The 17,533-nt window shown below is 33.2% G+C and carries 12 protein-coding genes and 1 riboswitch; of the genes, 9 read left to right on the top strand and 3 right to left on the bottom strand.

The features are described 5' to 3' along the window. The first annotated feature begins 100 nt into the window (after positions 1–100). Positions 101–940: a DNA-3-methyladenine glycosylase family protein gene (locus ACFVR1_RS00810; RefSeq protein WP_387579113.1), complete on the top strand. Its 840-nt coding sequence runs from the start codon at positions 101–103 to the stop codon at positions 938–940. Between the two features lie 58 nt (positions 941–998). Here ACFVR1_RS00810 and ACFVR1_RS00815 read toward each other — a convergent pair whose 3' ends face one another. Then, positions 999–1,142: a hypothetical protein gene (locus tag ACFVR1_RS00815; RefSeq protein ID WP_387579116.1), complete on the bottom strand. Its 144-nt coding sequence runs from the start codon at positions 1,140–1,142 to the stop codon at positions 999–1,001. Positions 1,143–1,465: 323 nt separating this feature from the next. Between ACFVR1_RS00815 and ACFVR1_RS00820 the strand changes: the two genes are divergently transcribed. Continuing rightward, on the top strand, positions 1,466–2,854 hold the full coding sequence (locus ACFVR1_RS00820; protein ID WP_387579119.1) for an aldehyde dehydrogenase: 1,389 nt from the start codon (positions 1,466–1,468) through the stop codon (positions 2,852–2,854). Positions 2,855–3,111: 257 nt separating this feature from the next. On the opposite strand, the gene ACFVR1_RS00825 is transcribed toward ACFVR1_RS00820, so the two are convergent. Continuing rightward, a complete protein-coding gene (locus ACFVR1_RS00825; RefSeq protein ID WP_387579121.1) occupies positions 3,112–4,695 on the bottom strand; it encodes a two-component system sensor histidine kinase NtrB in 1,584 nt (527 codons plus the stop codon). 107 nt (positions 4,696–4,802) lie between these two features. Between ACFVR1_RS00825 and ACFVR1_RS00830 the strand changes: the two genes are divergently transcribed. The 5 genes from ACFVR1_RS00830 to ACFVR1_RS00850 all read left to right on the top strand — a co-directional run bounded on the left by ACFVR1_RS00830 (position 4,803) and on the right by ACFVR1_RS00850 (position 13,523). Continuing rightward, complete coding sequence (locus ACFVR1_RS00830) at positions 4,803–5,852, top strand: M42 family metallopeptidase (RefSeq protein ID WP_387579123.1); 1,050 nt, start codon at positions 4,803–4,805, stop codon at positions 5,850–5,852. Positions 5,853–6,015: 163 nt separating this feature from the next. Continuing rightward, a complete protein-coding gene (locus ACFVR1_RS00835; RefSeq protein WP_387579125.1) occupies positions 6,016–7,590 on the top strand; it encodes a peptide chain release factor 3 in 1,575 nt (524 codons plus the stop codon). Between the two features lie 227 nt (positions 7,591–7,817). Then, positions 7,818–10,880: an efflux RND transporter permease subunit gene (locus tag ACFVR1_RS00840; RefSeq protein WP_387579127.1), complete on the top strand. Its 3,063-nt coding sequence runs from the start codon at positions 7,818–7,820 to the stop codon at positions 10,878–10,880. Between the two features lie 255 nt (positions 10,881–11,135). Further along, positions 11,136–11,232: riboswitch (yybP-ykoY riboswitch) on the top strand. 60 nt (positions 11,233–11,292) lie between these two features. Further along, positions 11,293–12,066, top strand: coding sequence for a TerC family protein (locus tag ACFVR1_RS00845; RefSeq protein ID WP_387579130.1), 774 nt, complete (start codon positions 11,293–11,295; stop codon positions 12,064–12,066). A 104-nt stretch (positions 12,067–12,170) separates the two neighbouring features. Next, positions 12,171–13,523, top strand: coding sequence for a TrkH family potassium uptake protein (locus ACFVR1_RS00850; protein ID WP_387579133.1), 1,353 nt, complete (start codon positions 12,171–12,173; stop codon positions 13,521–13,523). Positions 13,524–13,661: 138 nt separating this feature from the next. Here the strand turns inward: ACFVR1_RS00850 and ACFVR1_RS00855 are convergent, their stop codons facing one another. Next, positions 13,662–15,398 (bottom strand): B12-binding domain-containing radical SAM protein, encoded by a 1,737-nt coding sequence (locus ACFVR1_RS00855; protein WP_387579135.1) that lies wholly within the window; start codon positions 15,396–15,398, stop codon positions 13,662–13,664. A gap of 228 nt (positions 15,399–15,626) precedes the next feature. Here ACFVR1_RS00855 and ACFVR1_RS00860 point away from each other — a divergent pair, with 228 nt between their 5' ends. Both ACFVR1_RS00860 and ACFVR1_RS00865 read left to right on the top strand, forming a co-directional pair. After that, positions 15,627–16,715: an ATP-binding protein gene (locus tag ACFVR1_RS00860; protein WP_387579138.1), complete on the top strand. Its 1,089-nt coding sequence runs from the start codon at positions 15,627–15,629 to the stop codon at positions 16,713–16,715. Between the two features lie 56 nt (positions 16,716–16,771). Continuing rightward, the gene (locus tag ACFVR1_RS00865; protein ID WP_387579140.1) at positions 16,772–17,218 is read left to right on the top strand and encodes a MarR family winged helix-turn-helix transcriptional regulator; all 447 of its coding nucleotides are present in this window, start codon (positions 16,772–16,774) and stop codon (positions 17,216–17,218) included. Positions 17,219–17,533 lie beyond the last annotated feature (315 nt).

Consider the following 17,533-nt stretch of genomic DNA (forward strand, 5'->3'; position numbering starts at 1 on the left):
ATGAGGAAATTTATCATATCAAAGACTTTGACGAAACTTTTTTAAGAGATTGTAAGTTACCTAGAAAATTTTTATTACATAGAAAGGTGAGAAGCATAGGATGCATACAATTGAATTACCTTTTGCTTATCGTTTTGATGAAGTAATTACAAGACTAGCTTTAGATCCTTTAAATACCGTAGATATAAACAAACAATTAGTAAAAGTCCCTTTAGAGGAGTCGATAATAACGATTCAAAGCGTTGGATCATTTCTTGAACCTAAATTCCAACTTTCGGGAATCATGTCGAATGAACAGATTCAACGCATTTCATCCATTTTTCACTTTGATCGTAGTTTAGAATCAGTCAATGATCACTTTTCCAAAACAAACTTAAAGAATTTATTCAGCAAATTTGAGGGAACACCGATCATTACCGATTATTCTTTATATGCGAATCTAATTAAAAGTATCATTCATCAACAATTGAATTTATCTTTTGCAAGAACGTTAACTACAAGGTTTGTTCAAACATTTGGCGAACAAGTGGATGATGTATGGTTTTATCCTACAGCAGAGAAAATAGCAGTGATAGATGTCGAAACCCTTCGAAGTATGCAATTTAGTTCTAGAAAAGCTGAGTATATTATAGGGGTGTCGAAAGCAATAGCGTGTGCAGAATTAAATCTAGAAGCATTGAGTCAAGAAACGGATGAAATTATTATAAAAAAATTAACTACACTTAGAGGCATTGGTCCTTGGACAGCGGAAAGTTTTTTACTTTTTGGACTTGGTAGAAATAATTTATTTCCAGTTGGAGATGTAGGACTCCAAAATTCATTAAAACAACTTTGGAAATTGGAGAAAAAGCCAACGAAAGAAGAGATAGAAATCCATTTCGAAGCTTGGTCTCCATTTCTAAGTTATGCAGCATTGTACTTATGGAGAAATATTGAATAAAAAAATCAGCTTTTCCTTTATATTTTGTGGAAAAGCTGATTTTATGTAGAATAATTTTTCAATTATTATTCTCCAATTCGCTTTGGTCTTCTTTAAAATATAAAAATGATTCTTCTTCCAATTCCGTTAAGCGTTCTTTATTTATTCCCATTGCAAATGCACCTGTAAATATTGTTTCCCACCATGTTTCTGTTTCTGTCATCTTCATTTTCCTCCTTTAAATTCTTTTTGTCCATTTGACCAATATATACCCATTTCAGTTTCCAGAATAAACTTGTTATCAGAAAATGAATCGAATATCACGCATCCAAAGTAACGCTTATAGACTAATGAATTGAAAAATGTAAGGAAAGATTCTCTCTACATAAAGAGTATTTCCACATTTCATATCTTTCATGTATTTATTAAAACGATTATATTAAACCAGAATGTTAGTATCTTTCCTACACTCGAAAAGAATAGTATGATTCACATTAAACAGATGTTTAGTTTTAGTCATTAAATAAAGAAAAGGAGATGTTTTTTATGAATTTCACAGCACAACAAATAGAAGATTTTATGGAGGAACATCAAACATTTTTTTATTCTGGGTTAACTAGAACTGCCAAGTTTAGAATCGATCAACTACAAAAGTTAAAAAACTCTATAAAAAAATATGAAAAAGAAGTTATTCAGGCACTTTATAAAGATTTGCGAAAAAGTGAATTTGAAGCATATACAACGGAGATTGGACTTGTCTATGACAATATATCTTATATGATGAAAAATCTTGAGAAATGGATGAAACCAAAGCAGGTCAAGACGCCTATAGCTTTAATGCCATCTAAAAGTTGTATTGTAAACGATTCGTACGGTACTGTTTTAATAATTGGACCATTTAATTATCCGTTTCAATTAGTGATGGAACCACTTCTAGGAGCCATAATAGGAGGAAACTGTGCCATAATAAAACCTTCTGAAGCAACACCTTATACTTCTAAAATTGTTAAGAAAATAATTGAAGAAACATTTGAAGCAAGATACATTCGAGTGATTGAAGGTGAAAAGGAAGTCACATCGTTATTAATTCATGCACCATTCGACTTTATCTTTTTCACCGGAAGTGTTAAAGTCGGAAAAATTGTGATGAAAGCTGCATCTGAACGTTTAACTCCAATAGCACTCGAACTTGGTGGAAAAAGTCCGGCAATTGTAGACCATACTGCTAATCTAGAAGTAGCAGCAAAACGTATTATATGGGGCAAATTAGTGAATGCAGGTCAAACATGTGTAGCACCAGACTATGTATTAGTAGAAGAAAACGTTAAAGAAGAGTTTGTTGGACTTTTAAAACAAACGATTCAGAGTTTTTTTGGTAATTCGATTCAGGAAAGTGTGGATTTAGGAAGAATTGTGAACGAAACTCAGTTCGATCGTTTAAAAAAAGTTCTAGAAATTGAAAAAGATCAAATTATATTTGGAGGGCATTCTGATAGAAATGATTTATATATTGAACCAACTTTATTAGATGGAGTAAGTTTCTCAAGCCCATCGATGGAAGATGAAATTTTCGGACCCATATTACCAATTATTTCATATTCTGATTTACCAACCGTTATTCGCCAAATCCGTAAATTACCAAAACCTCTTTCTGCTTATTTTTTTAGTGAGCATGAAAGAGCTCAGAACTATTTTTTACAGGAATTTTCGTTTGGTGGGGGATGTATAAATGATACACTATCACATGTCGGAAGTTCTTTCTTACCGTTTGGTGGTATTGGAAATTCTGGAACTCAAGCTTATCATGGAGAAGCAAGCTTCACTTTATTTACTCATCAAAAATCTATCATGAAAAAAAGTACGAAGTTACCCGTAAATATTATATTTCCACCATATAGAAACAAAGTAAAGCTTGTTAGAAGCCTTCTAAAGTAAATTATCAATATCTTATAACATAGAAAGTAGGAAGTATCCAAACCAGAAAAAGATACTCTCTTTCAGCGTATGAACCATTGAGCCGATTCCTCAGCACAAGTCTGTTCATGGTTTCAATGGTGTTTTTTAAACAGGAGTATCGCACATTTTTCTTCTATGTTAGTGTGTAGGAGAAATGAAAAAAATTAAAAGGTTTTGGGAGTTTTTATTTTCCCAAAACCTTTTTTCTTTAACTAGGGACTGCTAAAAAAGCAATCCTAAACTTCTTTATATGGAATTTGAATGGCGACAGTAGTGCCTTTTCCTAATTCGCTTTCAATGGAAATATTTCCGCCGTATTCTGTTATAATCTTTTTGGATATCATCATTCCTAAACCTGTTCCTTTTTCTTTTGTTGTAAAGAACGGATCAAATAGCTTTTCTACAATAGAGCTATCCATGCCGGATCCATTGTCGGAAATTTTTAGTGACATTACTTCACTTCGACTATCTTCATAAGTAATATTAATGTAACCATCCTCTATAATCGCTTCAATCGCGTTTTTTAATACATTTATTAGCACCTGCTTCATCTGATTTTCTTCTCCGAATAAGAAAATATCTTTCGAAGATGTTTCCAAACTTAAGGTGATTCCTTTTAAATGTAATTCTGGTTCAAAGAGTAAGATTATATTGTCCAATGTATGATTGAAATTGTATTTTTTTCTTTCAGTAATGTGTGGCTTAGCTAATATTAAAAACTCACTCATAATATAATTAATTCGCTCAATTTCTGACTGAATTAGTTTTGTATATTCATAGTATGGTTGTTCTTTATCTTCATTCATCATTTGTATGAAACCAGAAACAACTGTCATCGGATTGCGTATTTCATGAGCAACACCAGCAGCCATTTCTCCTGCAATTTTTAATTTCTCTGATTGTACTAGTATTTTTTCAGCTTCTTTTTTGTAGCTTATATCTCTACTAATAGCTGATAATGCAATTAGTTTACCGTTATAATCATAAATGGGGGAAAGCGTTATTTGAACATCAAAATAAGTTCCATCTTTTTTCATATCTTGGGTTTCTAGACAATGATAACTTACTCCATTCAATACATCACGATAGCGCAATTCTGCTACTTCTCTGTTTTCAGGTGGTACAAAACAAACGCATTGTCCTATAAGTTCTTCCCTTTTCCATCCATACATTTCTTCAAATGCATGATTGACTTCTATAATATTATTATTTAAATCAAATACAGCAATTGCATCTTTTGCATAATCAAAAAATAACTGCAAATACCCTTCCCTAGAATTTAACTCTTTAAGCATTGAATTATTTTGTTCGGAAAGCTTTTTCCAACTTTTATTTTCCATTATAGAGTTTGCAATGGAGGTTTGGACTATAAGGACTAAAAATATAATTAAAAGAATGAGATCATTTACGGTAAAGTAATGATAATAAGCTTCTTCTTTAAAAAAGATTAATAATGCTACTTCCGAAATAGTTGCGATTAGCAAAATTATTCTTGGTAAGATATTACGATATAAAATGGATGCGTAAATAGGATAAATAAGAAAAACAAGAAATACTATGTTTGAGTTATGTAAATTAATAAATAAACTGTATAGGTTCAAGAATGCAAGTATAATATACTGATACTTGACCGAATGAATGCGAGAATTAAAAATAAATAATATAATTAATAGGAGTATGTAGATTACCTCGTAAAAGATAAAAGATTCTACTTTGCTATCAGGCAAAAATAATGAAGTTATTAAATGGATGCAAGTAAATATTACAGAAATACCAATAAACAATTGATTCCTTTTTTTTATAAAACTCTTGGTTTCCATTTCCCACCTCATGTTTATATAGATGTGTCTAATACTATCTCATTTAGTTATATAAGAAAATAATAATTTTTGGTAAGATATAGAGGTAAATAAAAGGAGGAAGTAAAGTGTCATTTACTTTTAATAAAGAAGAAACGGTTTCATTGTTAAAACAATTAGTTGAAATTCCTAGTCCTTCTGGATATACAAAAGAAATTATGGACTTTATGGAAAAGATTTTATTAGATTTACAAGTATCTTATAAACGTACTAATAAAGGGGCTTTAATAGCTACAATTATTGGTGAAAATGATGACAACCATCGTTTGCTTACAGCTCATACGGACACTCTTGGTGCGATGGTAAAAGAAGTGAAGTCAAGTGGAAGATTAAAACTTACAATGGTTGGCGGATTTAATTGGAATGCAGTTGAGGGTGAATATTGTACCATTCATACAGCAGACGGTAAGAAGATCCGAGGTACCATTCTTATGCATCAAACAACTGTGCATGTCTATAAAAATGCTAGTGGATTGGCAAGAGACGAGCAAAATATTGAGGTTCGTGTGGATGAAAAAGTAACGAATGCAGAGGGAACACGTTTGTTAGGAATTGAAGTTGGAGACTTTGTTTCTTTTGATCCTCGTTTTGAAGAAACAGAAACTGGTTTTATCAAATCTCGACATTTAGATGACAAAGCAAGTACTACTTTATTACTTCAATTAATTAAATCAATAAAAGAAAATAGTATTGTTCTTCCAAATACAACACATTTCTATATTTCGAATAATGAGGAAATAGGCTACGGCGGTAACTCGAATGTTCCAGAACAAGTAGTAGAGTATATTGCAGTAGACATGGGGGCAATAGGAGACGGGCAAACATCCGACGAATATACAGTGTCTATTTGTGCGAAAGATTCCTCTGGACCTTACCATTACGAATTAACTCGCCAATTAGTAGAACTTGCAAAAGAAGAAAATATCGATTATAAATTAGATATTTATCCATACTATGGTTCAGATGCTTCGGCTGCTATTCGCGCCGGTTACGATGTGAAACATGCGTTATTTGGACCAGGAATAGAAGCTTCCCATGCATATGAACGGACGCATGTGGAATCCTTAGAACAAACAGCAAAACTTTTATATGCTTATGTAAGCTCTAAAATGTTATAAGATAGAAGAAAGCTTTTATAGATCATTAATAAAATCTAATTGAATCAGCAGCCGTTTCTGCGATTTATTTCGTTAGAAAACGGTAAGCTGGTTCTTTTTTACTTGTATTTTAGTGCTCAAATCCATATGATAAAAAAGTAAATAAGAAGGAGATACAAAATATATGGACTTAAATTTAACAGATGAAATATTAAAAAGAAGAACCTTTGCAATCATTTCCCATCCCGATGCTGGTAAAACAACTATAACAGAAAAGCTTTTATTTTTTGGTGGAGCAATTCGTGACGCGGGAACAGTTAAAGGGAAAAAATCCGGTAAATTTGCAACATCTGATTGGATGGAAATAGAAAAGCAACGTGGTATTTCGGTTACCTCTTCTGTCATGCAATTTGATTTTAACAATTGTCGTATAAATATATTAGATACTCCTGGGCATCAGGATTTTAGTGAAGATACGTATCGAACATTAATGGCAGTTGATAGTGCTGTTATGATCGTTGATGCGGCAAAAGGAATTGAAGCACAAACCTTAAAACTATTTAAAGTTTGTCGTATGAGAGGGATTCCGATTTTCACGTTCATTAATAAACTTGACCGACAAGGTAAAGAGCCATTGGAGCTTATGGAAGAGCTAGAAGAGGTTCTTGGCATTCAATCATATGCAATGAATTGGCCAATTGGTATGGGAAAAGAATTTTTAGGAATTTATGATCGCTACAATAAGCGGATTGAACAATTCCGAGTAGAAGAATCAGATAAATATCTTCCTTTAGATGAAAACGGCGAACTTGCAGTTGATCATTCCATGAAACAAACTTCCTATTACACACAAGCGATGGAAGATATTCTACTTTTAGATGAGGCTGGAAATGATTTCGATAAAGAAAAAGTACTATCAGGAGATTTAACACCTGTCTTCTTTGGTAGTGCATTAACGAATTTTGGAGTACAAACATTTTTAGAAACATATTTACAATTTGCTCCTACGCCACAGCCTCGTAAAACCGATAATGATGATGAAGTAAATCCATTAAATGAAGAATTCTCAGGGTTTATCTTTAAAATTCAAGCGAATATGAATCCGGCTCACCGTGATCGTATTGCTTTTGTCCGAATCGTTTCTGGTAAATTTGAAAGAGGAATGAATATGACTCTTGCTCGTACTGGGAAGAATTTCAAAGTAACGCAATCTACACAGTTTCTAGCGGATGATCGTGAAACGGTTGAGGTGGCTGTCGCTGGGGATATTATTGGTCTATATGATGTAGGAAATTATCAAATTGGTGATACAGTCGTTGGAGGAAAGAAAGCATTTAATTACGAAAAGCTTCCTCAATTTACACCCGAACTATTTGTAAAGGTAACAGCTAAAAACGTATTGAAGTCGAAGCACTTCCATAAAGGTATTTTACAGTTAGTACAAGAAGGTGCTATTCAATACTACAAAACTCTTCATACAGAAGAAGTAATTTTAGGTGCAGTCGGTCAACTTCAATTTGAAGTGTTTGAGCACCGTATGAAAAATGAATACAATGTTGATGTACGAATGGAGCCAATCGGTTCAAAAGTAGCTCGATGGATAGAAAATGAAGAAGAAGTAAAAGAATCGATGACTGGTCCAAGAAGTATGCTAGTGAGAGATCGTTACGACAATTACGTTTTCTTATTTGAGAACGAATTTGCAACAAGATGGTTCCAAGATAAATATGAGCATATTAAATTATATAATCTTCTTTAAAATGTGTGACCACCTTTCTATTAAGGTGGTCTTTTATTATGGAAAGACAAACAAATTCGAATCGCAAGGTCCATCCTCGAAATCGCAAGATCCCACACCCGAATCGCAAGTAGACTTTGTAAATCTCAAAATAGTCTCTCATAATCACAAGATATTTATTTAAAGATTTGAACTCTTCGTTAATGGAGAATATGATAGTAATAGCAAATATAAAGGGGTCCCCGAAAATGAAAATTAGTGATTTCTCCATAAAAAGGCCAGTATTCACCACGGTAATAATGTTTTTGATCATCATCCTCGGTGGTGTTTCATTTTTTAAAATTCCTATCACTTTAATACCAGACTTAAACCCTCCAATCGCAGTAGTGGTTACAAGTTATCCGGGAGCGAATCCGATTGAAGTTAATGAGAAAATTACGAAACCACTAGAAAATTCTTTAAGTACTTTACCAGGAATAAAATCCATTAAAAGTACTTCTCAAGAAGGGGCAAACTTTTTATTAATGGAATTCGAATGGTCCACGAATATGGATGATATTGAATTAGACGTTATGCAGCGGATTGACATAACACCAATGCCAAATGGAGCGGCAAAACCACAGTTTTTAAAGTTTGATCCAGCTCAGTTTCCTGTAATTCAGTTGTCACTTAGCGATTCAAAAGCTAATGAAGATATAAGATTAGTCGCAGAGAAATTAGAAAAAGAACTAATTAGCACAAAAGGAGTCGCTAGTGTAAATGTTTCCGGAAAGATTGTAGAGGAAGTGCAAATTCTACTTAATCAGAATAAGTTAGAAGAAAAGGGATTAACACAGAATGACATTGTACAACTAATACAAGCAAATAATATCTCACTCCCCGGTAATCCTATAGAAACAGAAGACAATAAAATGCTAACAACAAGAATTGTCAGCACACTTACAACTGTAGATGATATTAAAAATCTAGTTGTTACTGTTAATCCACTCAACGGTCAAAAAGTGACGATTGCAGACATTGCAACGGTTCAACTGACTGAACCAGAACAGAATTCTGAAACAAGGGCAAATGGCAAACCTGCCGTTTTATTATCTGTTTTTCAAGAATCGAAGGCAAATACAGCTAATGTTTCAAAAGCATTTAAACAATCATTGGACGAGCTACTGTCAAAAAAAGAGTATAGCGGTGTAAAGGCGAATATATTATTTGACCAAGGAGATTATGTTCGATTGGCAATAAATAATATCGGAACAACGCTCGTAACTGGCGGTATTTTAGCGATGCTCATATTATTTGTATTTTTAAAGGGGATTAAGAGTCCGATTATAATTGGGGTAGCTATTCCATATTCTGTAATAGTAACATTCGTATTAATGTTCTTTGCGGGATTCTCCTTAAACATAATGACACTTGGTGCATTAGCGCTTGGTATCGGAATGTTAGTTGATAATTCAATTGTTGTAATAGAAAATATTGAAAGGCATTTAGGGTTAGGAAAGAATCCTAGAGAAGCTGCTTTTATTGGAACAAAAGAAGTTGTGGGAGCTATTACCGCCTCTACTTTAACTACGGTTGCTGTTTTCGTGCCTGTAATATTTCTCTCTGGCTTAATTGGACAGATTTTCACAGAATTTGCATTGACTATTTCGTTTAGTTTATTTGCTTCGTTAGCCGTGGCAATTACGGTAATTCCAATGATGGCTAGTAGAATGCTAAAGAAACCAAAAGGGGATTTGGAAGCAAGAAGACGACGTTCGAAAGCATATAATAATTTTGAAAGATCAGTTAGATGGTCATTGTCTCATCGTACTTTAGTTCTTTCGATTACATTAATTTTATTAGCTATTTCAACGTTTGGTTTATTCCGTACGGGAACAGAATTTTTACCAGCTACAGATGAAGGGTTTGTCACGATTGCAGTAAGACTTGAAAATGGAGCATCTTTTGCAGCAACTGATAAAGTAGTTAAGAATATTGAGAAGGAATTGCAAAAAGAGAAAGATGTAGAAGTATATGTTAGTTTTGTTGGAGGAAACCAAGAAGGACAATCTAGAGGAACATCTAAGTCTAATACTGCAGAAATATCTGTAAAGCTAATACCATTAGATAAGCGAAAGCGATCTACTTTCACTTTTGTAGATGAAGTCCGACCAAAAGTAATTCAAGCAGCAGGAAAGAATGTAGAAGTAAATTTTAATATGCAGACGGCTGCCGGTTCATCACCGAACTCCTTATCGTTTACATTATCATCTGCAAGCAAAGATAATTTGAATAAAGCTGTAAATTCAGTTTCGAAACAAGTTGAAAAGATAAATGGCATCACAAGTATGAGAAATGATCTAACAGAAACTATTGATGAAGTACAAATGACTGTAAATAAAGAGGCAGCAACAGAATATGGAATTGCTTCCATTCAAATTGCTCAAACGGTAAACAATGTGACGAGAGGTGTATTTGCTACCCAAATTATTTCTGAACAAGAAGAAGTCTACGGGGTTTATGTGAAATATGATGAAGCTTACCGTAATAGTGTGGAACAACTGAAGCAACTGAAGCTAAGAACCCCTTCCGGTCAATATATTACATTACAAGAGGTAGCTAATATCAAAATAGCAGAAGGCCCTTTAACGATTCGAAGTGTAAATCAAACTGGCGCCGTTACGTTCACACTAAAATACGGGTCCCAATATTCTCTAGGTGAAATATCCGATTTAGTGGATGAAGCAATTATCAAAGCTAAGTTACCAGACAATGTTCTCATTTCTTTTGGAGGAGATAGAGAATTATTGGATAATGCAAAAAATGATATGATTTTAGCTGTATTATTAGCAATAGTTTTAGTTTATATAGTATTGGCTGCACAATTTGAATCGTATAAATATCCTTTCGTTATTATGTTCACTGTCCCACTTATCACTATAGGAATTTTTATTGGCCTATTTTCAACAAATACACCTATAAGTATTTCTGCAGTAATCGGTATACTTATTTTAGTAGGAATTGTTGTAAACAATGGGATCGTTTTAGTTGATTATATAAATCAAAGAAAAGCCTCTGGGATAGGTTCTTATGAAGCGATAATAACCTCTGTAAGGGATCGTGTTCGTCCTATCCTTATGACAGCACTAACGACCATTTTAGGACTAGTTCCGCTTGCATTAGGGATAGGAGAAGGAACTGAGATCAATCAACCGATGGGAATTACAGTAGTTGGAGGATTAATTAGTTCCACATTTTTGACTTTATATGTTGTCCCTGTTATTTATAGTTTGTTTGATAAAGAAACAAGGAAAAAAGCTAGATCTAATTAATAGGGAAATGGATCGTGAAGTGACGAAGACACTTTACGATTCATAACTCTAACTATAATAGTGTAGATTATGTTTTGTCCAAAGCACTTAGGAAAAGGCGAGAAAAAGGTACTTCTTAAAGAAGGCTTGTGTTTTTTCTTATGTATAAAATAGTATCTTAATGATGATAACTTTTTTATATTCCCCTCTAATAGTTCTACTTCTATAATTTTAAACAGTATGATATAATAAATAACATAATTAAATAGACTTTTGACATATGTCAAAGGGGAGTAGCTATAGGGAAACCTATTTCATAGTCGTCATTACATGGCTTTTGCCATCGGTTATGATAGTAATTATTCAATTGCTTAGCGAGACCTTTGCCTTTTTTAAGGCAAAGGTCTTTTTATATGCAAAAAGGAGGATAATAATGGAAGCAATTTTATTTCAGTATGGATGGGTATTACTTGTATTAGTTGGATTGGAAGGTTTACTTGCAGCAGATAATGCAGTAGTGATGGCTGTAATGGTAAAACATTTGCCAAAGGATAAACAGAAAAAAGCATTGTTTTATGGATTAGTGGGAGCGTTTATATTTAGGTTTTTGGCACTTTTTATGATTACATTTCTAGTGAATGTGTGGCAAGTACAGGCATTAGGAGCAGCGTATTTGCTGTTTATTTCGTTTAAACATATTTATGATAAATCGAAAAATAAACAAGAAGATCATCCTGATTTTGATATGAATACATCAAAAGGATCAAGTTTTTGGTTTACTGTATTAAAAGTTGAGGTAGCTGATATAGCTTTTGCTATTGATTCGATGCTTGCTGCAGTAGCAATTGCGGTAACTTTGCCAGAGCTTGGTGAATTACATATTGGGGGCATAAACGGTGGACAATTTGCAGTAATGTTCTTAGGAGGAGTAATTGGACTTATCATAATGCGTTTTGCTGCTCATAAATTTGTTCAGTTGCTTGAAAAATATCCTTCATTAGAAACAGCTGCTTTCCTTATCGTAGGATGGGTTGGAGTAAAACTAGCCGTTTTGACACTTTCACATCCAAAAGTTGGTTTACTTGATGAACATTTTCCACACTCGGCTCCTTGGGAAATTACATTTTGGACGGTTTTATTAGTCATTGCAATTTTGGGTTATGTTTTTGGTATTGTATCAAACAAAAAAGTTTACAAGAAGAATTAATGGGAAAAAGCATAAAAGATAGTTGGTTGTAGCTATCTTTTTATGCTTTTTTTTCTTACAATGAGGGAACAGTCTCTTCGTTTTAGCGAAAGGAAATTATTGCTATGATAAAAAAACGATTAAAAACAAAATTAAATTCTACTCCAGCTCAAGCGATTGTAACTTATTATTTTATTGCAATCGCAATCTCAGTAATTCTTCTACGATTACCGGGTGTTCACAAGCCGGGAGTTCACGTTGATTTTATAGACAGCTTATTTACGGCTGTAAGTGCTGTAAGTGTCACAGGATTATCAGCGGTTAATATCTCTGAAACATACAGCGTATTTGGATATTTTATGATAATACTTGTCCTGCAATTAGGTGGTATTGGAATCATGGCTTTAGGTACGTTTGTTTGGCTAATTTCAGGTAAAAAAATTGGACTTCGTGAACGCCAACTGATAATGGTAGATTACAACCAATCAAATTTATCAGGAGTAGTAAACTTAATTAAAGAAATCGTAAAAATATTATTGCTAATCCAGGTAATAGGAGCATTATTGTTGACCTTGTATTTTATCCAATATTACGATTCGTTCAAAGAAGCTTTGACCCATGGTATTTTTACATCAGTCTCTGCTACGACAAATGCGGGTTTTGATATTACAGGAGATTCCTTAATTCCTTATCATCATGATTATTTTGTTCAAATGATTACAATTTTTCTTATCATTTTTGGAGCTATTGGCTTCCCTGTTTTAATAGAAGTAAAAGAATTTCTATCCAATAAGAATAAAGGATTTCGTTTTTCTCTATTTACAAGACTTACAACATTAACCTATGCAATTCTTTTAGTATTTGGCACCATAATGATCTATTTATTAGAAATGTTCAATTCCTTTAAAGGAATGCCGTGGCATGAAAAATTCTTTACTGCTTTATTTCATTCCGTTTCTACACGGTCTGCAGGATTAACCACGATTGATGTTACTCAGTTTCAGGAAGGTACAAACTTTCTAATGAGTGTACTCATGTTCATTGGTGCATCCCCAAGCTCCGTTGGTGGTGGAATTAGGACGACTACATTAGCTATTGCCGTATTATTTCTAATAAACTTTTCTAGAGGAAAAGATAGTGTGCAAATTTTTAATCGTGAAGTGCATTTAATCGACATATTTCGAGCATTTGCAGTGATCACTTTAGCACTTGCAATGGTATTTGCTGCAACTATATTATTATCAGTTACAGAAACCAATGTTCCAATTACTTCATTAATCTTCGAAATAACATCGGCCTTCGGAACTTGTGGGATGTCTCTTGGAATAACAGGGGACCTGTCCAATATGGGAAAAATAATTATTATGGTTCTAATGTTTATTGGTCGTGTAGGCTTGATTTCATTTTTATATTCATTAGGTGGAAAAAGTAATAAAACAAAATTCCGCTATCCTAAAGAACGCGTTACTATCGGTTAAAAAAACCGAGCATAAAGTCCATCACTGGACCTAATGCTCGGTTTTATTAATAAGAAACAGTTTTGATCGCACAATTTCCGCCTAAGCGAAGTACTTGCCGTCTTTGCGAGAGGATTCGTCACTAATGCGAGAGCAAACTTATTTTTCAATAAAAGAAAGATGGGGTGCATTGCTTTTCCCAAATGTAGTTAATAAGTAGCCTTCTTTTTCTTGGATTATTCCTTTTTTATAAGAATCTATACAGATGGAGATTGGTGTAATAAATGTTTGCTTATATAATTCACGTTCGTTCAGTTGTAGGTTTGCAAACTCTTCTCCTGCAATAGACGGATCGCTTAATAGTTGTTTATAAAGATACGATTGCTCTTCTTTATCCATATCATTTTCCCACCATGGTTTACGAGGCTGAAACTTTTGCTTGGATAAATAATCTAGTTTCATTACACTTTGAACAACTGGTAATGAGATGTTTTCTACACTTGCTAGGAAGGAATTCAATCTTGTATATAAATCCTCTAATTGATGACCAATTTTCGACCAATTTCGTTCTTCCCAGAACGTTCCAAACTGTTGGAAAAAGTCGAATGGTGTATCGAATATATCCTCGAATAAATACTCAAGTGTACGATCCATTCTGTGAGCGTTCCAATATTTTTCTAATACATCTTCCACTTGTTTTATCCGAAGAATATCATCAAATGTTAATACATTATTAGAGAATATTTCATAGGGTGCTTGATCTACATAAACATAACCATATTTTTCGGCTTCTACACGCAATCCAGTTCCTCTTAGTAATTTTAAAAAGCCAAGTTGTAATTCTTCTGGGCGCATTTCAAATACTTCATTAAAAGTTCGTCTAAAGGAACTATAATCTTCTTCAGGTAGACCAGCGATCAAATCGAGATGCTGATCAATTTTCCCTCCGCTTTTGACCATTGTCACCGTTCGTTTTAACTTCTCAAAATTTTGTCTACGTTTTACAAGTTCGTTGGTCAGATCATTTGTAGATTGAACACCAATTTCAAAACGGAATAGTCCAGCCGGAGCATTTTCATTTAAAAATTCTATTACTTCCGGTCGCATAATATCAGCAGTTATTTCAAATTGAAATACAACACCTGGTAAATGTTCATCAATTAAAAATTGAAACATTTCCATTGCATAACTTCTACTAATATTAAATGTTCGATCCACAAATTTTATCGTTTTCGCTCCGTTATTCATCAAAAAGCGAATATCTTCTTTTACTTTATCTCTATTGAAATATCGTACTCCTACTTCAATGGATGAGAGACAAAATTGACAGGAGAAAGGGCAACCACGGCTAGTTTCAATGTAAACGATACGTTTCGACAGATTAGGAATATCTTCGGCAAAACGGAAAGGTGTTGGTGATTCTCTTAAATCTAATTTTGGAGGTAGCGCATTTAGAATAAATTTGTCGTCTTGTACATATGCTACTCCAGGAACATCTTTTATTGATTGTTTTTTATGTAAGAAGTTTAATAATTCTTTAAAAGAATGTTCTCCTTCTCCAACAACAATATAATCTATCTCTTTGACTTGTTTTAACCATACATTTGTATCATAAGAAACTTCTGGACCTCCTAAAATAATCGTTATGGAAGGATCTACAGTCTTTAGTATCTTTATGACCCTTATGGTTTCTTCGATATTCCAAATGTAACAGCTAAATCCTACAATATCAGGTTTTTTCTGATATAAGTCAGCAACAATATTAAAAGCTGGATCTTTTATTGTATATTCAGTAATGAGGGGGGAATATTCAGGTTCGGCATACGCTTTAAGGCAGCGTAAGGCTAAATTTGTATGGATGAATTTTGCATTTAGTGTAGTTAGTATTATATTCATTTTTTAAACTCCTTTTTAACGTATATATATTGTAACAATGAATATAGTTGTCGACAATATAGGAAAATAGAATCATTTCTTTCTCGAAAAGGTTATGAAATAATCAGAATTAACAAACATTTGAATTAGTTGATGAAAAATTTAATCTATTATTTATTAATTAAGGTATACTCCATTACTCTTATTTCTTTTAATGGAGATGGTTTTTCAATCGCAAGGAGAGGTTTGGTGGTATTGGTGCTGGCTGAATACAAAAAAAAGTTTGAACATGTTTTTCAGTTTTATTCATCTGGGCTTATTTTCATCAATGAAAAAGGGATAATTTTAGAGGTTAATTCTAATATAGAAGAAATGTTTCAAACTAGTAGGGATGAATTATGTGGAATGAATGCTCTTCCTCTTTTAGAAAGGTTAAATAAAAGTTTTGAGGATAAAAAAACTTTTATTCAAACTTTACTTAGGGATGGAAAAGCTGAGCTTTTTAGTGAGATTCAAGATAATTTGGGTGAATTAAAGTATATACGAATTAGGGTATCAAAACAGAAAGATACTAAACTATATTTAACTGAAGTTCATGATGAATCGGAAAAGATGAGCATGAAAAAAAGATTAGATCATAGCGAATCACTTAGTACACTTGGGCAACTTGCAGCGAGTATTGCACATGAAATTCGTAATCCAATGACTTCCTTAAAGGGCTTTACACAGCTGCTTTATAAAACAGCAAATGAGGATGGTAAAAGATACTTAGCAGTTATTAATGATGAATTACAACGAATGGAAGAAATTTTAACAGAATTTTTACAAGTCTCAAAGCCTACAAATTATAAGTTTTGTTATTTTGAGATGAAGGACTTGATTCAAGAAGTTGTTAATTTTATGGCTCCCCAGGCTCTATTGAAAAATATCAATTTGTCTATAAATTACGGAGATACAAAGGAAAGTGAAATTTCAGGTGATCGTAGCCAATTGAAACAAGTTTTTATGAATGCTATTAAAAATGCTATCGAAGCAATGCCGATGGGTGGAAATATTAATGTGAACATTGCTGAGGGAAGAGACATACAAGATAATTCATTCTTATGTGTTTCAGTAGAAGATCAAGGGTATGGAATTGAAGAAAAGAATTTGGAAAAAATTTTTAACCCTTTCTTTTCCACAAAAACAGGTGGGACAGGTCTTGGTTTACCTCACATTTATAAAGTAATTGAATCACATGGCGGGACAATTGAAGTCGATAGTTCTGTTGGAAAAGGAACCGTTTTTAAATTTATTCTTCCAAGTAAAGTACAAAATAAACCTATTTTGACAATTTGATTGTATGACCTATATAATAGTTGTTAATGTATTATATATAGGTGAGGATGACGATAATGTCAAATGAACAATCGAACGCTGCGTTAAAGTTATTTATTGTTTTATCAAGAGCACATAAAGTAATTCATGAAAGTACAAATTATTTTTTTCAAGAAAATGGACTAAATCCTACAGAATTCGCAGTTTTAGAACTTTTATATCATAAAGGGAAACAGCCACTTCAACAAATCGGCAATAAAATTTTATTAGCGAGTGGTTCTATTACCTATGTAGTAGACAAGTTAGAGGCTAGGGGCTATATTAGTAGAGTTTCAAGCGAGACAGATCGTCGTGTCACTTTTGCAGAAATTACAACAGCAGGTATTACTTTTATGGATGAAATTTTTCCAAGACATGAAGAGCAACTGGTTGAACTAATGAGTGCCTTGTCCAATGAAGAAAAGCAAATAGTTATTGATTTAGTGAAGAAACTAGGATTATCTATTAAAGATCTTTCAAATTAATAAAACAAGCTTCCAACGCTGTTTAGCGTTAGAAGCTTGTTTTATTATTTGTAAAGAAAATAGAAGAACGTTTTTAAAAAAGTAGGACAGGATATTATCTTTAATTTACTCAAACCAAAAGCACCTTGCCTTTAAATAATTCAAGAGGGCGACGGACAAACATCCGCCGCAAGATTACCGAAAAAAATGGATCGTGAAGTGACGCGTCACTTCACGATCCATTACTCTAACGCTAATGATCTAGCCAATGTTTCGTCCAAAGCACTCCAGAAACGGTAAAGACACAGTTGTTTTATCAATCTATGCGTCTCCAGT

Source organism: Psychrobacillus sp. NPDC058041 (genome assembly GCF_042885655.1).
Lineage (GTDB): Bacteria > Bacillota > Bacilli > Bacillales_A > Planococcaceae > Psychrobacillus.